16 protein-coding genes and 1 pseudogene are annotated in these 19,204 nt (G+C 59.8%); 6 read left to right on the top strand and 11 right to left on the bottom strand.

Annotated features, from left to right (window positions below; all coding sequences use genetic code 11):
- Positions 1-3 precede the first annotated feature (3 nt).
- Together AC19YQ_RS17440 and AC19YQ_RS17435 are read right to left on the bottom strand one after the other, a co-directional pair.
- Entirely contained in the window at positions 4-1,080 is a 1,077-nt protein-coding gene (locus AC19YQ_RS17440; RefSeq protein WP_500595608.1) for a DUF1615 domain-containing protein, read from the bottom strand.
- A gap of 65 nt (positions 1,081-1,145) precedes the next feature.
- Entirely contained in the window at positions 1,146-1,487 is a 342-nt protein-coding gene (locus AC19YQ_RS17435) for an FKBP-type peptidyl-prolyl cis-trans isomerase (RefSeq protein WP_133077650.1), read from the bottom strand.
- Between the two features lie 305 nt (positions 1,488-1,792).
- Between AC19YQ_RS17435 and AC19YQ_RS17430 the strand changes: the two are divergent.
- The 4 genes and pseudogenes from AC19YQ_RS17430 to AC19YQ_RS17415 all read left to right on the top strand — a co-directional run bounded on the left by AC19YQ_RS17430 (position 1,793) and on the right by AC19YQ_RS17415 (position 6,344).
- Positions 1,793-4,050, top strand: a pseudogene (locus AC19YQ_RS17430) (FepA family TonB-dependent siderophore receptor).
- Between the two features lie 128 nt (positions 4,051-4,178).
- Complete coding sequence (locus AC19YQ_RS17425) at positions 4,179-4,469, top strand: iron transporter (protein ID WP_133077652.1); 291 nt, start codon at positions 4,179-4,181, stop codon at positions 4,467-4,469.
- Positions 4,466-6,004, top strand: a complete 1,539-nt coding sequence (locus AC19YQ_RS17420) for a PepSY-associated TM helix domain-containing protein (protein WP_500595582.1) — start codon at positions 4,466-4,468, stop codon at positions 6,002-6,004. Before AC19YQ_RS17425 ends, AC19YQ_RS17420 begins: the two co-directional genes overlap by 4 nt.
- 1 nt (position 6,005) lies before the next feature.
- Positions 6,006-6,344, top strand: a complete 339-nt coding sequence (locus AC19YQ_RS17415) for a DUF3325 domain-containing protein (protein ID WP_326427070.1) — start codon at positions 6,006-6,008, stop codon at positions 6,342-6,344.
- Positions 6,345-6,973: 629 nt separating this feature from the next.
- On the opposite strand, the gene AC19YQ_RS17410 is transcribed toward AC19YQ_RS17415, so the two are convergent.
- The 4 genes from AC19YQ_RS17410 to AC19YQ_RS17395 form a co-directional block, all read right to left on the bottom strand.
- A complete protein-coding gene (locus AC19YQ_RS17410; protein WP_133077655.1) occupies positions 6,974-7,642 on the bottom strand; it encodes an amino acid ABC transporter permease in 669 nt (222 codons plus the stop codon).
- 3 nt (positions 7,643-7,645) lie between these two features.
- Positions 7,646-8,374, bottom strand: a complete 729-nt coding sequence (locus tag AC19YQ_RS17405) for an amino acid ABC transporter permease (RefSeq protein ID WP_133077656.1) — start codon at positions 8,372-8,374, stop codon at positions 7,646-7,648.
- 71 nt (positions 8,375-8,445) lie between these two features.
- Positions 8,446-9,252 (bottom strand): ABC transporter substrate-binding protein, encoded by an 807-nt coding sequence (locus AC19YQ_RS17400; protein WP_133077657.1) that lies wholly within the window; start codon positions 9,250-9,252, stop codon positions 8,446-8,448.
- A 230-nt stretch (positions 9,253-9,482) separates the two neighbouring features.
- The gene (locus tag AC19YQ_RS17395) at positions 9,483-10,349 is read right to left on the bottom strand and encodes a DMT family transporter (protein WP_500595607.1); all 867 of its coding nucleotides are present in this window, start codon (positions 10,347-10,349) and stop codon (positions 9,483-9,485) included.
- Between the two features lie 96 nt (positions 10,350-10,445).
- Here AC19YQ_RS17395 and AC19YQ_RS17390 point away from each other — a divergent pair, with 96 nt between their 5' ends.
- Positions 10,446-11,330: a LysR family transcriptional regulator gene (locus tag AC19YQ_RS17390; RefSeq protein ID WP_500595581.1), complete on the top strand. Its 885-nt coding sequence runs from the start codon at positions 10,446-10,448 to the stop codon at positions 11,328-11,330.
- 194 nt (positions 11,331-11,524) lie between these two features.
- On the opposite strand, the gene AC19YQ_RS17385 is transcribed toward AC19YQ_RS17390, so the two are convergent.
- From AC19YQ_RS17385 to AC19YQ_RS17365, 5 genes are all read right to left on the bottom strand, one after another.
- Positions 11,525-12,547 (bottom strand): microcin C ABC transporter permease, encoded by a 1,023-nt coding sequence (locus AC19YQ_RS17385; protein WP_133078469.1) that lies wholly within the window; start codon positions 12,545-12,547, stop codon positions 11,525-11,527.
- On the bottom strand, positions 12,547-13,617 hold the full coding sequence (locus tag AC19YQ_RS17380) for a microcin C ABC transporter permease YejB (RefSeq protein ID WP_133078470.1): 1,071 nt from the start codon (positions 13,615-13,617) through the stop codon (positions 12,547-12,549). The genes AC19YQ_RS17385 and AC19YQ_RS17380 overlap by 1 nt, the downstream gene beginning before the upstream one ends.
- 1 nt (position 13,618) lies before the next feature.
- Positions 13,619-15,487: an extracellular solute-binding protein gene (locus AC19YQ_RS17375; protein ID WP_500595579.1), complete on the bottom strand. Its 1,869-nt coding sequence runs from the start codon at positions 15,485-15,487 to the stop codon at positions 13,619-13,621.
- 65 nt (positions 15,488-15,552) lie between these two features.
- Positions 15,553-16,941: an ATP-binding protein gene (locus tag AC19YQ_RS17370; protein WP_133078472.1), complete on the bottom strand. Its 1,389-nt coding sequence runs from the start codon at positions 16,939-16,941 to the stop codon at positions 15,553-15,555.
- Entirely contained in the window at positions 16,919-17,602 is a 684-nt protein-coding gene (locus AC19YQ_RS17365) for a winged helix-turn-helix domain-containing protein (protein WP_133078473.1), read from the bottom strand. Before AC19YQ_RS17365 ends, AC19YQ_RS17370 begins: the two co-directional genes overlap by 23 nt.
- A gap of 218 nt (positions 17,603-17,820) precedes the next feature.
- Between AC19YQ_RS17365 and AC19YQ_RS17360 the strand changes: the two genes are divergently transcribed.
- A complete protein-coding gene (locus AC19YQ_RS17360) occupies positions 17,821-19,176 on the top strand; it encodes an MATE family efflux transporter (RefSeq protein ID WP_133078474.1) in 1,356 nt (451 codons plus the stop codon).
- Positions 19,177-19,204 lie beyond the last annotated feature (28 nt).

Here is a 19,204-nt window from a genome sequence, read left to right as displayed (position 1 = left end):
TGCTCAGCCCTTGGGCAGTGACTGCGCCTTGTTGATGCACCGTGCCCGCCGTTCATCCACGCGCTTGGCAAACCAGGCGGTTGTCAGGTTGCGGGTGATCTTCGGACTTTGCAGGGTGATGCCCGGCAGCACGGCGCGGGGCAGGGGTTTGCCTTGCTGGCGGTCGGCAAGGGCGAAGACGCTCTGGTAAAGATCCGTGTCGTTAAATGCCAGGCTGTCGCCTTTTTCGAGTTGGCGGCGGATCGCGTTGTTGCTCAGGCCCACCTGCTTGCCAAGGGCGCGCACCGCCAATTCGGTGGAGCCGAGTGCGTAGGAGCCGGGGATGGTCAAGTCGCCATCCAGTGCCAGCGGGATGCCTGAAACGCGGCTGACGGCATTCTGAAACGCGGCATTACGGCTGGCATACCAACCCGCATTGAAGTCGGCAAAACGATACAGCGATTGCGTGTAGTCGACCGGGTAGCCCAGCAGATGGGCGATACCGAAGTACATGCCGCCCCGGCGCGTGAAGACTTCCTGGCGGATCGAGTGTGTCACGGGGTAGGGATAGTCCCGTGCCCGCTGTTCGGCAAAGGCGATGCTGACTTGCATCGGCCCGCCCGTGTGAACCGGGTTCAAACCGCCAAACAGACTTTTGCCCAACGGCACCATGCCGATGAAATCATCAAAAATGGCGCTCAACTGGCCTTCGGTACGGGCGGTGTCCAGGCGTTGATTGTAGGTTTTGCCGTTGGGCGAGGTGATGCTCAGTGCGCTGCGCACCACAAACTCGGGGATATGCAGTTTGCCGGCGCGGCGGTTGATTTCCGAGCGGGCGATGGTGGCCAGCCCTGGCACCGGCGGGTCGGCTTGAAAGGTCGACTCCTGCTCGGTCACCGCCAGCACGGAGCACAGGTTCTCATCGGTGGGGGCCAGCCCCTGAGCGGTAAACGCGACCTGGATATCCGCCGCCCAGCCCTGGCGATCCGCGGTTTTCACCGGTAGCAATTGCACAATGCGGGCACGTGCCTGGTCGGGGGTGATGTCCGGGGTTGTCCGCGACGCCTGGGTACCGCAACCCGCCACTATCACCAGGGGCATCACCGATAAAAAACACCTGAAGAATCGATTCACCCGATACAACTCCTTTAAATATGCGCTGCCAATCAATCGTCGCGCGTCAGCACTTCCAGCAGTTCGATCTCGAAACGCAGGTTGGAGTTCGGTGTGATGTGCGCGCCCATGCTTCTTTCACCATAGGCCAGGTGAGCAGGCACCTGCAGTGCGCGTTTGCCGCCGACCTTCATGCCCATCAGGCCGATGTCCCAGCCCTTGATCACACGTCCGGTGCCGATCACGCACTGGAACGGTTTGCCACGTTGATGGGAAGAGTCGAATACCGTGCCGTCTTCGAGCCAGCCGGTGTAGTGCGTGGTAATCAGGGCGCCCTTGACCACGGTTTTGCCGTCGCCCGGTAACAGGTCAGTGATGTGCAGTTCGTCAGTCATGGCGATGGAACTCAAAAAGTAGGTTTAACGATTGTTCTGGGTAGGGTTTCTCTCAATTCGAAGACGGTTTGGCAATGCATTTTGATTTTTTTTACGTAGGAGAAGGCTCTAAAACAAAGGGATTGGGGAACTTTGTAATGAGGATGATTGTCAATTGCGCTTTACTCTCAACTGAGAATGTTTATCATTGCAGCCCTGGCAGTGCCGGGGAACGCTAATCACGTAGGTCCTTTCAAGGTCGTGCGTCAGCAATTTCCAGCCCTTGGCCTGCTGAGCACACTCCATTGTTAAGGGATCAACTGGACATGTCGTCTCGATACAAACGCAGTCATCTTTCACTGGCTCTCATGGCCGCTCTGGCTTCGCCTACCTTGCTCGCCGATGCACTTGAGCGCGAGCGTGACGAAGTACCCGTAGAGGCCACCGATTTGCCGGTGGATGGCACTCGCCAGGCGTTGCAGCTCGAAGAAACCCGCGTACTGGGCACTGCTGCACAGGAGTTGAAGCAGGCTCCGGGTGTCTCGATCATCACCGCCGAAGACATCAAAAAGCGTCCGCCTGCCAATGACCTGTCCGACATCATTCGTCGTGAGCCCGGGGTCAACCTCACCGGCAACAGTTCCAGCGGCGCCCGCGGCAACAACCGCCAGATCGACCTGCGCGGCATGGGCCCGGAAAACACCCTGATCCTGATTGACGGCAAGCCGTCTTCTTCACGCAACGCACAGCGCTATGGCTGGAGCGGCGACCGTGACACCCGCGGCGAAACCAACTGGGTCCCGGCCGAAGAAGTCGAACGCATCGAAATCCTGCGTGGTCCGGCTGCGGCCCGCTACGGTTCCGGCGCAATGGGCGGGGTGGTCAATATCATCACCAAGCGTCCTTCGGACAAACTCAGCGGTTCGATGACGGCGTACTACCTGTCCCCTGAAGACGATTCTGAAGGCGTCAGCAAACGCACTAACTTCAACCTCAGCGGACCGATCACGGACGATCTGGTGTTTCGTGTGTATGGCGGCCTGAACAAGACCGATGCCGATGATCCGGGCATCAACACCGCCGCCCAGGCGTCCCCCGACAGCGTCGTGGCAGGTCGTGAAGGCGTGCGTAACAAAGACGTCAATGGCTTGCTCAGTTGGCAGTTCACCCCGGAGCAGAGCCTGGACCTGGAAGCCAGCTACAGCCGTCAGGGCAATATCTTTGCCGGTGACACCATGCTCAACAGCGGCGGTGATTTCGTTAACAGCCTGACCGGCAAAGAAACCAGCGTGCTGCAGCGCAGCAGCTTCTCGGCGACCCACAATGGCTCGTTCGACTGGGGCACCACCATGGCTCCCTGACCCATGACCTGACCCGTAACGCCCGCCTCAACGAAGGCCTGGCCGGTTATGGCGAAGGTGCACCGTCCGAGAGCGCGGGCAGGTTCGAATCGCGGTTGCGCAACACCCGTGCCACTGGCGAGGTCAACCTGCCGTTGACCATGGGCACCGCCCAAGTGCTGACCCTGGGCGGTGAGTACCTCTACGAATCGCTCAATGACCCGGGCTCGCTGCGTCCGCAGAGCTGGGATCCGGGTGCCGGCGGCACCCCGGGAATCCCGGGTACGGACCGTACGCAAACCAAGTCAACGGCCAACAGCTATGCGTTCTATGTTGAAGACAACATCGAAGCCGGCGCCAAGACCATCGTCACCCCCGGCGTGCGCTTTGATCACCACAGCGAGTTTGGCGGCAACTGGAGCCCGAGCCTCAACGCGTCCCACCAGATCACCGATGAGCTGAGCATCAAGGGCGGTATTGCCCGGGCCTACAAAACCCCGAACCTCTACCAGTCCAACCCCAACTACCTGCTGTATAGCCGCGGTAACGGTTGCAGTTCAGTAGAAGTGAATCTGGGTGGCTGCTACCTGGTGGGTAACCCGGACCTGAAGCCTGAAATCAGCGTCAACAAAGAAATCGGCCTGGCGTTCGACAAGGGCACATGGCGCACCAGCGCCACGTATTTCCGCAACGACTACCAGAACAAGATCAATGCCAGCAACGAATCGGCATTCCGCCTGCCGAACGGGCGTCGCGTGCTGCAATGGGAAAACAGCGGCAAGGCCATTGTGCAAGGGGTTGAGGGCAACCTGTTTGTCAGCCTGCGCGACGATCTGGACTGGAACACCAACCTGACCTACATGATCGAAAGCAAGGACAAGGAAACCGGCGATCCGCTGAGCATCATTCCCAAGTACACCCTCAACACCATGCTGGACTGGTATGCCACTGAGAAACTGTCGTTCCAGGTCAGCGGTACTTACTACGGCAAGCAGGAAGCGCCCAAGCGCAACAACCGCGCCAACGAAGCACTGGACAAGTCGGTACAACAGCCGGTTGACCCTTATGGGCTGGTGGGCCTGAGCAGTGGGTATGAGTTCAATAAACACTTCAGCGTGCGGGTGGGCATCAACAACCTGTTCGACAAGCAGCTCTACCGCAAAGGCAACGCTGACGAAGCGGGCGCGCAAACCTACAACGAAGCAGGCCGTGCCTACTTTGCGTCGGTGACCAGCTCGTTCTGATAAAAACCCGGGCCTGACCGCTGTTACCCGTGCAGGCACTTAAAGGCGCGACATCCGTGAAAACGGGTGCCGCGCCGTTGTCGCATCTGGTGCAGGCAAAATGCAGAGCTCGATGAGGAATTGAAAACATGAAACTTGCAACGTCGGCCTGGGCGCCGATTGTGTCCCGCACCCTGGCTGCACTGGTCGGCGGCTATGTCTTTACCTACGCCTTTACCGCTGCATTGGCGCGGCTGCTGCCGCTGGACAATGTGGACTCGCTGATCGTCGCCAGTTTGCTGTCGTTTGTGATCTACACCTTCGCCATCCTGTGGGCGTTTGCCGCCCGTCATCAGTGGTCGGCCTGGATGGGCGCGGTACTCGCCGTACCTTTGGCGGCCATCGGCTTTTGGCCACAACTGCTGGAGCAACTGGGATGAAACAGACCCTGACCCAATCCATGGCCTGGCTGCATACCTGGGGCGGCCTGATTGTCGGCTGGTTGTTGTTCGTGATTTTCTTGACCGGCAGCCTGGCGGTATTCGATCAGGAGATCGACAACTGGATGACCCCCGAACTGCCTGCGCACCACTTGACGGATGAGCAGGCCGCGCAACGGGCGCTGGATTACTTGCAAGCCAACAAGGCCGACGCCAGGCAATGGGGCATCAGCCTGCCTTATGAGCGTTCACCGCAACTGCAGGCCTCGACCGGCGGGCGCCGTGACGGGGTGTCGGTGACGCTCGACCCCAACACGGGTGAGGTAATGCCGGTGCGCGAGTCGGTGGGGGGACGGTTTTTCTTCCTGTTTCACTTCACCCTGCATATGCCGCGCATGATCGGGATCTACCTGGTGGGCGCACTGGCCATGGGCATGCTCGCGGCGCTGGTCAGCGGTATCGTGATTCACAAAAAGTTCTTCAAGGAGTTCTTCACCTTTCGCCCAGCCAAGGGCCAGCGCTCATGGCTGGACGCGCACAACGCCAGTGCCGTTCTGCTATTGCCGTTTCACTTGATGATCACCTACACCGGGCTGGCGATTTTCCTGGTGATCTACATGCCTGCGGCGATGGATGCCTTGTTCGATGGCGACCGCGAGGCCTTTTTCAAGGCACAGGACACGGCACCCGCAGGCGTTGAAGCCATGCGCCCGGCGACTGTAGAGCCAGCGCCGCTGGTGGCCCTGGGGCCGTTACTGAGCAAGGCCCGCGAAGTGATGGGGCCGTTGGGCGGGGTGAGTATCAGCAATCCCGGGCAGAGCAATGCCCAGATCCAGATTCGACCGATTCTGGGTAATCGCATTGCCCTGACCAAGGGGCAGGGCATGCGTTTTGACGGGGTCACGGGGGAGCAGATCTCCGGGCCGACCGAAATGCGCCCCACCGTGCTGACCCATCGGGTGATTTCGGGGCTGCACTTTGCCCAGTTCGGGGGGTATCCGATGCGCTGGCTGTACTTTGTCTGTGGCTTGATCAGCAGCGCCATGATCGCCAGCGGCCTGGTGCTGTTCACCGTCAAGCGGCGGCGTAAATATGCCAGCGAAAGCCGTGTTGCCCAGGTGCTCTACCGTCTGGTCGAGGCGATCAACGTGACCGTCATGGCGGGCTTGAGCCTGGCCTGTATCAGCCTGTTGTGGGGCAATCGCCTGTTGCCGTCGGGGATGAACGAACGGGCTGATGCTGAGCTGAACGTATTCTTCGGTGTGTGGGCGCTGAGCTTTGTTCATGCAGTGATCCGACCGCGCATGCAGGCCTGGCGCGAGCAGCTTGGGTTGGCAGGGATGATGTGCATGGCCTTGCCACTGCTGAGCGTGTTCACGGTCAGCCGGCCTTGGGCGTTGCATACCAGCATGGGCGTGGAACTGACCGCGATGGCGCTGGGTGCCTTGTTGCTGTGGGCGTGCTGGAAAGTATCGCAACCGGCGGTTGAGCGAGTACCGCGTAAAAAGACCGCTGTCATGGCCGAGGTGAACTGAGATGCTGGCTGATTTTTTTGCGGGTCTGGGATTCGCCTACCTCGGCATGCTGGCGCTGTGTCAGGGGTTGGACCGTCATTACAAACAGGTGTGGGGCAAAGCCCCGTCGGCCCGACTGAGCCGTTTGCTGCGCGTGGCGGGCTGGGTGAGCCTGGCGCTGAGCTTCTGGTTTTGCGGGCAGGCCTGGGGCTGGGCGATGGGGCCGGTGGGCTGGTTGGGCATGCTCTCGCTGAGTGGTTTTGGCCTGCTGATGCTGTTGCCGTACCGGCCTCGCCTGGCCGTGTGGTTGCCGATGGGTTTTGTGCCGGTTTGGGCGGTGATCGAAACCCTGACCCTGTAGATACTCTGTTGCCGGTCAACCGAGCTCCTCTATGGGGTTCGCCCTTACGGCGAGGGAGGTGGTACTCGCGATCCGTAGCAGCTGACGAGTCGTGCGAGGCTGCGTCAGGTTTGGCGCACCATCTCGATCGCAGCCTCGTTCTACTCGTCAGCGACTACACGAGGGATGGGGTCGAAACCTTTAGATACTCTGTTGCCAGCCGACCTGTTCAGAGCAATGTGCTCCGCTAAAAAGGGCGGCCTGTAGGCCGCCTCGGCGGGCAGTTGATCTTGTTTTTGCACTGGTTTTTGATCTGCCTGCCCTTCGGGAGGCCGAGAGGAGGTTCTGCGTAGTGGGTCGACCGGCATGGATGCCGGGAGAGCCGTGTTGGGCCAGGGATGGCCCGTCACGGCTGGCGCGGCGTCCTGCCGCGCCACCCCCATAACAGCACCTGCGTTCGGCCTTCTGTGATGGGCATTCGCATCGTCTGGACATACGTGTGGCTCCAGCAAAAGCAAAATGCATCGCAGCCTCGTTCTACTCGTCAGCGACTACACGAGGGATGGGGGTCGAAACCTGTAGTCGCTGCCGAAGGCTGCGATGGGCTGCGCAGCAGCCCCGCTTTCAACGTCGCGAGCGAAGGCCAGGTTCTAGCGTTTCACCAGACGATTGGCAATTACATCCAGACTGCTGCAAAACACAAAGTACACCAGGGCCACAAACAGAAAGATTTCAGTCGGGTGCACCATCACCCGATTGCTCACTTGAGTGGCGACAAACGACAACTCGCCCACCCCGATCACATACGCCAGCGAAGTGTCCTTGATCAGTGAAATCCATTGATTGAGAAAGGAGGGCAGCATCATCGGCAACGCCTGCGGCAGGATGATCAGGCGCAGCACTTGCCAGGTGCCGAAACCCAGTGCCTTGCCCGCAGCCCATTGCCCAGGCGGCAAGCTGCTGATCCCGGCATACACCGAGTGCGCCAGATAGGCGCCACCAATCAACGACAGCGCGCACACCACGGTGGCCAGTGCAGGGACATCGACCTTGAACACGATGGGCAGCAGGAAGTAACTCCAGAAAATCAGCATCACCACCGGGATCGCCCGCAAGAAGCCCAGCACGCCGAGCAACAGCCAGCGCACCTTGCCGCGAATCATCACCAGCGCAATACCCAGCACCAGCCCCAGCACTGCCGAGATGATCCCCGACAACAGGCTTAGCACCAGCGTCAGTGCCGCGCCGCCCAGAGGTCCGTTGGGCCAGGCGCCGAGCATGAAGTACGAAAAATTGTCGCTAATAACCGAAAAGTCCATGACTCACACCACTCCCTGGCGATACCACTTGCTGCGTGCAATCCCTTGGCCGATCACTTCGATCAAGGCAATGCTGAGCACATACAGGAGCGTGGCAAAACCGAAGGCCTGGAACGTCTTGAAGGTTTCGGTCTCGACTTGTCGCGAGGCATACGACAGTTCGGCCAAGCCGATGGCCATGGTCAGCGACGAGTTCTTCAGGGCATTCATGTATTGCCCCAGCAATGGCCCCAACGCCGTGCGCAACGCCTGGGGGAACACGATGTAGCGCCACACCTGGGCAGGCTTGAAGCCCAGTGCCAGGCCGGCAGCCCGTTGCTCGATACGCACCGAACTGATGCCTGCGCGAAACTCTTCGCAAATGAAGGCTGCCGTGTAGAGCATCAGGCCCCAGAACCCGGCAATGAATTCAAAGGACGGCCATTCAATCTCAAGTACACCCAGAGACAGGCTGCGCGGCTGGTTGAGCCACATCACCAGCCCTTCGGGCAGCATCGCCGTGACCCCGAAGTACCAGAAAAACAACTGCACCAGCAGCGGCGTGTTGCGAAACAGGGCCAGGTAGGCCCGTGCAGGCCACGACCACAGGCGTGAAGGCGAGATGCGCGCCAGGCACAGCAAAAATCCCAGCCCGGTAGCCACCAGGCAGGTCAGCAGGGAAAGGATCAGGGTCAGAACAAAACCATCGAGCAGCCAGTGCAGGTAATGCGGGGCCAGCAGTTCACCGAACATAAAAAACGTCCATCCAGAAACGAGCAAAACCCGCCCGGTTGACCGGGACGGGCTTTCAAAGGTGTTGCGAGTTAGCTCTTGTCGCCGATTTTGTACAGACGGGTCAGCGGGGTCTTGGTGGTCGGGCCGAACCAGGCGTCATAAATACCCTGAGCCTTGCCCTGGGCTTCCAGGTCGGTGAGGGTCTGGTTAACCACTTCGGTCAGGCGCGCTTCGCCTTTTGGAATGCCGACACCGATCAGGTCATTGGAAATGGTGAACGGCGGCACTTCATATTTGTCCTTGTCCGGCACATTGGCCAGCAGGCCGATCAGCTTCGGGCCGTCCTGGGTGATGGCTTGTACGTTGCCGTTGCGCAGGGCAGTGAACGCGAACGGGGTGTCATCGTAGGCAACCACTTTGGCGCCGGGGAATTTCTCGCGCAGCACGCCTTCGTTGACGGTGCCCTTGTCCACGCCCACACGCCACTTGTTCAGTTCATCCGGGGATTTGAGGGTGCCTTTCTTGACGATAAATTGCTGGCCCGAAGCGAAATACGGAATGCTGAAATTCACCTGCTCGGCGCGCTCAGGGGTAATGGTGAAATTGGCCAGCACCAGATCCACCTTGTTTGCGACCAGCAGCGGCACACGGTTGGCCGGGTTGGTCGGCTGCAACTGCAACTTCACGCCCAGCTTGTCGGCAATGGCCTTGGCATAGTCCACGTCCAGACCTTCAATCTGCTTGCTCTTGGCATCGACAAAACCAAATGGCGGGTTGCTGTCAAAGGACGCTACACGCAGCACACCGGACTTTTTGATGTCATCCAGACGATCAGCGTGGGCCAGGCCAGACAAGACAGCCAGGGTCAAAGCGGTGAGGGCAGTGAGTTTTTTCATTTCGTTCTCATCATGAGTTGGAAGAGTTATGACGAGAGTCTTGCAGGAAATTTAGCTTTTAAAAAAGAATATAAAACGATTTAAATATTCCTTTAAGGAATATGAGATTTCGATGATCGCTGTGGGAGCGGGCTTGCTCGCGAGGGTATCCACGGGGTTTGCCTGACAAACCTCGCCGCCTCAATCGCGAGCAAGCCCGCTCCCACAAAAAAGGGGGGCTCAGCAAATTATTACCGCACTCGACTCATCGCCATCACACTCGTCAACACGATGGCTGCGCCTGCCATCACCCCCATGGAGACGGTGCTCTTCAACACCACTGCCGCCATCACCATCGCGACCGGGGGAATCAAATACATCACCCCGACCACGCGGCTGACCTCGGCTCTGGCCAACACAAAGGCCCAGAACAGATAAGCCAGGGCGCTGGGAAAAATCCCCAGCAGCAACACTGCCCCGTTTACCCGTGCGGGAGCATTCAAGACCGCATCCGTGAGCCCCGGCGCGTACACACCCAGCAGCAAGGTCCCGCTCCAGATCGTGTAGCACACCAGGGTCAGTGGGCTGTAGTGGTTGGAGTAATGCTTTTGCAAGGCGAAATAGACGCTCCAGGAAAACGCCGCCAGTAAAATAAGCAGGCCCTGGGGCTTGAATCCCGTGATGCCTTTATCGCTGATCACCACCACCAGCGCGCCCAGCAAACCCATGCCCACCCAGAACCAGCGCCAGCCGCTGACGGGCTCTTTCAAAAACACGCGGGCAATCAGGGTGCTGAACAGCGGTGCGGATTGCGCCAACACGCTGGAGGCGCCGGGGCTGACCCATCGTTGCCCGAAGTTGAGCGCCACGTGATGCAGCACAATGGCGAAAAAGCCCAACATGATCAGCCAGGGCACATCCCTGAGCCTGGGCAGATCAATGCGCAAAACCAGCGCAACCACCCCCATAAATACCGAGGCGATCAAAAAGCGCAACAGCGCCAGATGCCCTGGCGAGTAAGCGTGCAGACCGATATTGATGCCAATCGGCGAGTACGCCCAACACAGCACAACAGCGGTCATGGCGGCGACACGGCTAAATGGAGGCGGCACGTTGATGACCTGCAATCCTGTGGAGTGGCGGGCAGTGTTTACCGGCCTTGCCGTGGGTCACAAGTGAGTTATAAAGAACCCAGAAATCATCAGGAGTGAACAATGGAGTTAAGCCAGTTGCGTATGGTCAAGGCGGTGGCAGAGTGCGGCAGTATTGCCCTGGCAGCTCAACAGCTGCATTGCGTACCGTCGAATATCACCACCCGTATCAAGCAGCTGGAAAGCGAGTTGGGCACTGTGTTGTTCACCCGCTCGGGGCGGGGCTTGCGCATCAGCCCTGCGGGCAAGGTCTTTGTGAACTATACCGAGCAAATTCTGGCGCTGATCGATCAGGCAAAGCGTGCCGTACAGCCCCAGGCCGTGCCCGCTGGCAAGCTGCGCATCGGAGCGATAGAGTCCTGTGCCACCGGGCGATTGCCGCCACTGCTGGCCGAGTTTCATCAGCGCTACCCGCAAGTGACGCTGGAGCTGGTCACCGGCCAATGGCGGCAACTGATCGATGACGTCCAGCATCATCGACTCGATGGTGCGCTGATCGCAGGCGATAGCGATCAATCCAGGCTCAATAAAAATTCGTTGTATGACGAACCGCTGATCATGATTGCCAGCCCGACACTCGCACCGCTTGCCAGCCTTGGCGATGTGCATCAACACACCGTCTTTATGTGGCCACCCGGTTGCCCGTACCGTGCGGCACTGGAGAATTGGCTGGCGGCGCACCGACTTGAGGTCAACTGCGTCGATTACGCGAGTTGGGGAAGCATCATTGGCTGCGTCAGTGCGGGTGCAGGCTTGGCGCTGGTCCCTGAAGGGCTGCTCCCGCATTTTGGTGCTTGTGGGCACCTGACCGTCTACCGCTTTGCCGAGCTGAAGCCGATTCCCAATCAGTTTTTCTGGCACAGCGAAACCGGCAACCACGGTGCCCGGGATGCGTTTGCTGCACTGTTGGCTGAGCGTTTCGAGCCTTTGCCCGTTTTTTCAGAGTGATTGCGTAGCAGTTGACGAGTAGAACGAGGCTACGTTCGGCTGCGAAGCAGTCGTAAAATCAGTTTGTACGGCTTGCCAGATATGCCGCGTGTGCCGGTTTTACGACCGCTGCGTCGCAGTGGCGCACGATCTCGAACGTAGCCTCGTTCTACTCGTCAACTGCTACGCAACGGTGTGCGAGGCTGCACTCAGGTTTACGCCCGTGGATCAAAAGCATCACGGCAGGCTTCGCCGATAAACACCAGCAGCGAAAGAATCAGCGCCAGTGCACAGAACGCGGTCAGGCCCAGCCAGGGGGCTTGCAGGTTGCGCTTGGCCTGGCCGATCAGCTCGCCCAGCGACGCGGTACCCGGCGGCATGCCAAATCCCAGAAAATCCAGGGCGGTAAGGGTGGCGATCGCGCCCGTCAAAATAAACGGCAGGTAGGTGAGGGTTGAAGTCATGGCGTTGGGGAGGATGTGCCGTCGCATCAGCTCGATATCGCTCAGGCCCAGTGCCCGCGCTGCCTTGACGTATTCCAGGTTGCGACCGCGCATGAACTCGGCGCGCACCACGTCCACCAGTGCCAGCCAGCTGAACAGCGCCATGATCCCCAGTAACCACCAGAAGCTTGGCGCCACAAAGCCCGACAAGATGATCAGCAGGTACAGCACCGGCAGCCCGGACCATACCTCTTGCAGGCGCTGGCCCAGCAAGTCCACCAGCCCGCCATAATACCCTTGCAGGGCGCCAGCACCGATGCCCACCACCACGCTGATGGCGGTCAGGATCAAGGCAAACAGAATCGAAATCCGGGCGCCGAAAATCACCCGCGCCAGTACGTCCCGGGCCTGATCGTCGGTGCCCAGCCAGTTTTGCCTGCCGGGTGGACTGGGAGCGGGTTCCTTGAGGTCGTAATTGACCGTGTCGTAGCTGAACGGGATGGGCGCAAACAGCATCCAGCCTCCCTGATCGTCAATCAGCTTGCGCACGTAGTCACTTCGGTAATCGGGCTCGAACGGCAGTTCGCCGCCAAACTCGGTTTCGACGTAGCGGGTCGCCACCGGGAAGTACCACTGGTCTTTGTAGTGAATGGCCAGCGGCTTGTCGTTGGCGATCAGTTCACCGCACAGGCACAGGATGAACAGCGCGATAAAGAGCCACAGTGACCACCAGCCCCGGCGGTTGGCCTTGAAACGGGCCAGGCGCCGACGGCCCAGGGGGGAAAGGTTGAGCATCAAGCCTCCTTCGCCGAGAAGTCGATGCGGGGGTCGAGCAGGGTGTAGCACAGATCGCCGATCAGTTTGATCAACAGGCCGAACAGGGTGAACAGGAACAGTGTGCCGAACACCACCGGGTAATCCCGTGACACGGCTGCTTCGTAGCTCATGCGCCCGATGCCGTCGAGGTTGAAGATGGTTTCAATCAACAGTGAACCGGCGAAGAACACTTCGATCAGGGCCTGGGGAATCCCGGCCACCACCAGCAGCATGGCGTTGCGCATGACATGGCCGTACAGCACCCGGCGCTCGGTCAGGCCTTTGGCCCGTGCCGTGACCACATACTGGCGGCTGATTTCGTTGAGAAAGCTGTTTTTGGTGAGGATGGTCAGGGTGGCAAAGCCGCCAATCACCAACGCCGAGACAGGCAGCACCATGTGCCACAGGTAATCGCCGATTTTGGCGAAAAACCCCAGGCTGTCGAAGTTTTCCGAGACCAGGCCTTGCACCGGAAACCAGCTCACATAACTGCCACCGGCAAAGACCACAATCAGCAAAATGGCAAACAGAAACGCCGGCATGGCGTAGCCGATGATGATCGCGGTGCTGGTCCACACATCGAACGCGCTGCCATTGTGGATGGCCTTGCGTATGCCCAGCGGGATGGAGATCAGGTAAGTAATCAGCGTCGCCCACAGCCCCAGTGAAATAGTCACCGGCAGTTTTTGCAGGATCAGGTCCGTGACCTTGGCGCCTCGAAAGAAACTGTTGCCAAAATCCAGTTGCGCGTAGTTTTTGAGCATCAGCCACAAGCGCTCGTGCATGGGTTTGTCGAAGCCATAGTGGCGGGTGATTTCTTCGACAAGTGCCGGGTCCAGGCCACGGCTGCTGCGGCTGGCAACGCCAGTGCCGCCTGCCATGTCGCGGGCTCCGCCAGCCACGGCCGTACTGCTCACACCCTGCAGGCGGGCAATGGCCTGCTCCACCGGGCCACCGGGGGCGGCCTGCACGATCAGGAAGTTGACCACCAGAATGCACAGCAGGGTGGGGATGATCAGCAACAAGCGTCGACTGATGTAATGCAGCATCTCAGTGCCCCTCCGGCGATGTGCCGGTTGCTTGCATGGCTGCATTGGTCAGTGCGGTTTTGCTGACCTCCCACCAGGTGTCCAGCCCCTCGTCATACTTGGGCTCCAGCGCCGGGCGGGCGAAGCGGTTCTGGTACACGGTCGGGGTGCCCACCGAGTAATAGTTGGGAATCATGTAGTAGCCCCACTGCAGGACGCGGTCGAGGGCGCGGGCGTAGTGCACCATTTCGTCACGGGTATTGGCCTGTACCAATCCGTCGAGCAGTGTGTCCACGGCCGGGTCGCGCAGCACAAAGGCGTTGGAGGCACCGGGCTGGGTGGCACTGCGTGAGCCATACATGTCGTACAGTTCCCGGCCCGGGGAGACGATGGGGACGCCACTGCGCGGGAAACCCACCACGATCATGTCGTAGTCACGGGCATTGAGCCGGTTGACGTATTGCGCCGAGTCTATCTTGCGGATGTCCATGTGGATGCCGATCTGCGCCAGGGTCCGCTTGTACGGCAGGATCATGCGGTCGAATCCGCCCTGGCCATCGAGAAAGGTGAAGCTCAGCGGCTCGCCCTGTGCGTTGACCAGCGTGTTGTCTTTCGCGCTCCAGCCTGCCTCCTTGAGCAGCGCCAGGGCTTGCAGCTGTTTGTCGCGGATGTAGCCGCTGCCATCGGTTTTCGGCGCTTGATAGACCTGGGTGAACACCTCATCAGGCACCTTGCCGCGTAGGGGTTCGAGGATCTCCCGTTCACGGGCGTCGGGCAGTGCAGTGGCAGCCATTTCGCTTTTGGGGAAGTAGCTCTGCTGGCGCACATAAAAACTGCGCATCATCTGCTTGTTGGTCCATTCAAAATCCCATAGCAGGCTCAGCGCCTGGCGTACCCGGCGGTCCTGGAAAAACGGATTCTGCAGGTTGAAGGCAAAGCCCTGGGCAGCGCCCGGCTTTTGCCTGGCAAATACGCCTTTTTGCAAGCGGCCATCGGTCAGCTTGGGGCTGTCATAGCCGATGCTGAACCCTGTGGCCGAGAATTCGCGGTTGTAATCGAAAGCTCCACCCTTGAGCAGTTCGCGGGCCACGTCCGTGTCGCCGTAAAAATTCACGGTCAGGCGGTCAAAGTTGTACAGCCCCTTGCTGACCGGCAAGTCCCTGGCCCACCAGTTTTTGTTGCGCTCAAAGCTGATGCTGCGCCCCGGATCGACTTGCGACACTGAATACGGGCCGCTGCCCAAGGGCGGCTCAAAACCGCCGCCATTGCTGAAGTCGCGGGTCTGCCACCAGTGCTGCGGCAGGATGCGCATGCTAGCCAGATCCAGCGCCAGGGTACGGTTCTGGTTGCTCTTGAAGTCGAAGCGCACCTGCAGCGGGCCTTCGATCTCCACGGCCTTGACCTCGCCATAGAGCATGCGAAAGCCCAGGCTGCCTTGGGTCATCAGCAGGTTGTAGGTGTAGGCGACGTCCTGGGCGGTGATCGGTGTGTCGTCGGCAAAGCGTGCCTTGGGGTTCAGGTAAAACCGTACCCAAAGACCGTCCGGGTCGCGCTCCATTGTTTGCGCCACCAGACCGTAGACCGTGTAGGGCTCATCCAGTGAGCGAAAGGCCAGTGGCGAGTACACCCAGTCATCCACTTGCGTGACCCCCGTGCCTTGGTCGACGTAGGGGGTGATGTAGTTGAACTGGCCTATTTCCATTGCCGCCCGGCTCAGCGATCCGCCCTTGGGTGCATCCGGATTTACAAAATCGAAGTGCTGGAAACCGGCCGGGTATTTGGGTGCTTCACCATAGACGGTCATGGCCTCGCCGGGCGCTGCGCTCACGCTCAGGCACGCCAGCACAGGGGCCAGCAGGAAGCGGAGCAGGGGCAGGAGTGGTAGAGGCATGCGGGAGTTCCTTGTGCCGCGTGTTGAAAAAGCCACTCCCACAGTATTGATGATTAAAAAGCGGATTACCCGGGGTTAATCAGGCTTTGTCGACAGTGCAGGGTCAACCGGGCGCCGCCGCTTTCGCGGTTGCTGACGTCCAGGGTGAAGCCGTGCAGGTTGACGATGGCGGCGACGATGGACAGGCCCAGGCCAAAACCGCCGTGGCTATCATCGCAGCGGTAAAAGCGCTTGAACACGGCCTCCCGCTCGGCCTCGGGGATACCGGGGCCTGTGTCGAGGACCTCAATGCGCGGGCTGCCGTTGTCGTCAGTCGCCCGCAAAATCACTTCACCGCCGGGCGGGGTGAATTTGATGGAGTTGCTGAGCAGATTGGCCAGCGCCTCAAACAGCAATGCACGATCGCCCGTCAGGCTGGGCAATGCGGGCGGCGTGTCGAGCACCAGAGTGACCTGGCCTTCTTCCGCCAGCGGCAGGTAAAAATCGTACAGCTCCTGTAGCAGGGGCAGCGGATCGAGTTGCAGGAAGCCCGAGCGTCGTTGATGGTCTTCCAGCTCGGAAATGCGCAGCAAGCCGCGAAAACGTGCCATCAGGGTGTCGGTTTCACCGATGACTTCGTCCAGTTGCAGGGCTTCGGGGGAGCCTTCGACAGCATGCTGGCGCATCCGGTAGAGCTGGGCCCGCAAGCGGGTGAGGGGGGTACGCAGGTCGTGGGCGATGTTGTCGCACACCCCCTTGACCTCGTGCATCAGCAGTTCGATGCGATCGAGCATGGCGTTGACGATGGCCGCCAGCATGTCCAGCTCGTCACGCCGATTGGACAGCGGCAGGCGGTAAGTCAAATCCCCCGCGACAATCGCTTCGGCACTGGCCTGGATCGCCCGAATGCGTTGCAAGGGGCGTCTGCGCAGCAAATGCCAACCGGCAATGCCCGGGATGATGGTCAGCGACAGGCCCCAGAACAATGCATGCAAAATGATCCGGGTGACGGCAAACAGCGAGCCGTTGTCGCGCACCAGCACCAGCCAGCGCCCGTCGTTGGTTTGAGTGGCGATGGCATCGCAGCTGTCCTGGGGCAGGTTGGGGTCATCGGAGTCGATGCAGGTGCTCAAGGCGTGGATCCGGCCATCCAGCGGCAAGCCCGGAGGGAGCGCCTGGATAGGGCCGCTCAGGGGGTTGTGTTGGGCATCGAACAGGCCATAGGCATCCACTGCGCGCATGTCGAAGGTCATGCTGGTGGCAAGTGCTTCGTCCAGTTGCTCGCCTTCAAAGCGTGCAAACAGGTGCTGGCGCTGCATCAGCGAGTGCCTGGCCAGGTTGCCCAAGTAATCCGACACCTCGTAATAGAGCACCCCCATCAGGATGCAGCTCCAGGCCACGAACAGAAAACTGTACAGCGCCAGCAGTCGGCTGCTGGAAGAACGCCAGCCCTTAGAGGGGTTCGGCAATGACATAACCCGAGCCTCGGACAGTGCGAATCAGAGGCACTTGGCCCGGCGGATCGATTTTTTTGCGCAGACGGCCGATATGCACGTCGATCAGGTTGGTGCCAGGGTCGAAGTGATAGCCCCAGACTTCCTCGAAAATCATCATGCGCGAGAGGATTTGCCCGGTGTTGCGCATCAGGAACTCCAGCAACTTGTACTCGGTGGGCAGCAGGCTCAGCTGTTGTTCGCTGCGGCTGGCTTCACGGGTGATCAAGTTGAGTTCAAGGTCCGAGACGCGCAATGAAGTCTCGTATTTGTCGACCGGACTTTTACGCCGCAACAGGACTTCAACCCGGGCCGCCATCTCGTCGCTGGCAAAGGGTTTGGTCAGGTAGTCATCGCCCCCGGCGCGCAGGCCGCGAACCCGTTCGTCCACATCGGACAGGGCGCTGATCATCAGAATGGGCGTACTGACACCAATGGTGCGCAAGGTGGTCACAATCGCCAAGCCGTCCAGCTCAGGGAGCATGCGGTCAAGGGTGATCAAGTCGTAGTCGCCGCTGACAGCGCGTACCAGACCTTCGCGACCATTGGCTACCCAATCGACCTCAAGGCCGTGGCTGGTCAATTCAGCCACGATTTCTTTCGCCGTCACGGCATCGTCTTCAATGGTCAAAATACGGGTCATACCGTCACCTGATGGGCTATTTCAGCGTTGAGCACATTTTGCCCGCAAAAAGCTGAAACGTTTCTGAATATTTCTTCATGTTCAGCAAGTCGTCAGAAAGCGTAGTCCAAATGTCCATGACCAGGCTCGGTAGCCGGGTCGTTGATGATGCTCGACAGGAACATCTGGATACATTTGCGGTATAACTTCCGTTGGTTATTTTTTCAGGCCCTTTGTTCATGCAAACCCCTTCGCAACGGCCGCTGTGGCTGATCTACCTGATTTTTCTTGCGCCGATGGTGCTGTCCAACTTCCTTCAGAGTTTCTCCGGGACCCTCAACGGGATCTATGTCGGGCAATTGCTGGGTACGCAAGCGCTGGCCGCGGTGTCGGGGATGTTTCCCATCGTGTTCTTTTTTATTGCGCTGGTGATTGGTCTGGGGGCGGGCGCTTCCGTGCTGATCGGTCAGGCCTGGGGGGCGCGGGAAACAACGATGGTCAAGCAGATCACCGGGGCGACCCTGACCCTTGGGGCGCTGATCGGGCTGATTGCAGCGGTGTTGGGCAGCCTGTTGGCGCGGCCCGCCTTGCAGGCGTTGGGCACGCCGGTTGACGTGCTGGAGGAGGCCGTCGGTTATGCCAGGGTCATGATGCTGATCATGCCGTTGCTGCTGGTGTTTATTTTGTTCACGCAAATCCTGCGTGGGGTCAGTGACACGGTTTCGCCGTTGCTGGCACTGATGGTGTCCACGGCGGTGGGCTTGCTGTTGACCCCGGCGTTGATCCTGGGCTGGACCGGCTTGCCGCCGATGGGTATTCAAAGTGCGGCCTATGCGGGGCTGGTGGGTAACGTGCTGGCCATGCTGTTTCTGGTGCTGCGCTTGCGCCACAAAAACCATGTGATGGCCCCGGACCGCGAACTCTGGGCTGCACTGCGCCTGAACCGGGAGATTCTGGGCAAGGTCCTGCGTATCGGTTTGCCCACGGGCGTGCAGATGGTGGTGCTGTCGCTGTCGGAGCTGGTGATCCTGGCGCTGGTCAACAGTCACGGCTCCCAGGCCACGGCGGCCTATGGGGCCGTGACCCAGATCGTCAACTACGTGCAGTTTCCGGCGCTGTCGATTGCCATTACGGCCTCGATTCTGGGGGCACAGGCCATTGGCGCCGGTCGCATTGAGCGTATCGGGTTGATATTGCGCACCGGTTTGCTGATCAACCTGTGCCTGACCGGTGCCCTGGTAGTGCTCGGTTATGGGCTGTCGCACTGGTTGCTGGGACTGTTCATCACCGATGTCGAGGCGCGGGTCAGGGCTGAGCACCTGCTGCATATCATGCTGTGGAGCGTGCTTGTATTTGGCTTCCAGGCCGTTATTGGCGGGATCATGCGGGCCAGCGGCGTGGTCCTGGTGCCTATGGGGATCACGATCTTCTGCGTGCTGTGCATTGAGTTGCCGGTGGCTTATGCACTGGATGCGCATTTTGGTTTGCAAGGCGTGTGGATGGCGTTCCCGGTGACCTATATCGCCATGCTGGTGTTGCAGACTGCTTATTACCGGCTGGTCTGGCGGCACAAGCAGATTCAGCGGCTGGTTTGAGGTTTGCGCTGCCAGGCCGGGTATCGGG

The organism is Pseudomonas sp. MF06569, from assembly GCF_059862735.1.
The sequence above is the reverse complement of the archived record's forward strand: the minus strand, read 5'-3'. Positions and strand labels throughout refer to the sequence as shown.

What these genes read in the sequence shown, in the direction of transcription:
- AC19YQ_RS17365 (WP_133078473.1), bottom strand. Translation starts at nt 17,602, where the DNA reads ATGACCCGTATTTTGACCATTGAAGACGATGCCGTGACGGCGAAAGAA.
- AC19YQ_RS17415 (WP_326427070.1), top strand. Translation starts at nt 6,006, where the DNA reads ATGCTGGCTGATTTTTTTGCGGGTCTGGGATTCGCCTACCTCGGCATG.
- AC19YQ_RS17360 (WP_133078474.1), top strand. Translation starts at nt 17,821, where the DNA reads ATGCAAACCCCTTCGCAACGGCCGCTGTGGCTGATCTACCTGATTTTT.
- AC19YQ_RS17370 (WP_133078472.1), bottom strand. Translation starts at nt 16,941, where the DNA reads ATGTCATTGCCGAACCCCTCTAAGGGCTGGCGTTCTTCCAGCAGCCGA.
- AC19YQ_RS17400 (WP_133077657.1), bottom strand. Translation starts at nt 9,252, where the DNA reads ATGAAAAAACTCACTGCCCTCACCGCTTTGACCCTGGCTGTCTTGTCT.
- AC19YQ_RS17410 (WP_133077655.1), bottom strand. Translation starts at nt 7,642, where the DNA reads ATGGACTTTTCGGTTATTAGCGACAATTTTTCGTACTTCATGCTCGGC.
- AC19YQ_RS17405 (WP_133077656.1), bottom strand. Translation starts at nt 8,374, where the DNA reads ATGTTCGGTGAACTGCTGGCCCCGCATTACCTGCACTGGCTGCTCGAT.
- AC19YQ_RS17375 (WP_500595579.1), bottom strand. Translation starts at nt 15,487, where the DNA reads ATGCCTCTACCACTCCTGCCCCTGCTCCGCTTCCTGCTGGCCCCTGTG.
- AC19YQ_RS17420 (WP_500595582.1), top strand. Translation starts at nt 4,466, where the DNA reads ATGAAACAGACCCTGACCCAATCCATGGCCTGGCTGCATACCTGGGGC.
- AC19YQ_RS17440 (WP_500595608.1), bottom strand. Translation starts at nt 1,080, where the DNA reads ATGCCCCTGGTGATAGTGGCGGGTTGCGGTACCCAGGCGTCGCGGACA.
- AC19YQ_RS17390 (WP_500595581.1), top strand. Translation starts at nt 10,446, where the DNA reads ATGGAGTTAAGCCAGTTGCGTATGGTCAAGGCGGTGGCAGAGTGCGGC.
- AC19YQ_RS17435 (WP_133077650.1), bottom strand. Translation starts at nt 1,487, where the DNA reads ATGACTGACGAACTGCACATCACTGACCTGTTACCGGGCGACGGCAAA.
- AC19YQ_RS17385 (WP_133078469.1), bottom strand. Translation starts at nt 12,547, where the DNA reads ATGCTCAACCTTTCCCCCCTGGGCCGTCGGCGCCTGGCCCGTTTCAAG.
- AC19YQ_RS17425 (WP_133077652.1), top strand. Translation starts at nt 4,179, where the DNA reads ATGAAACTTGCAACGTCGGCCTGGGCGCCGATTGTGTCCCGCACCCTG.
- AC19YQ_RS17380 (WP_133078470.1), bottom strand. Translation starts at nt 13,617, where the DNA reads ATGCTGCATTACATCAGTCGACGCTTGTTGCTGATCATCCCCACCCTG.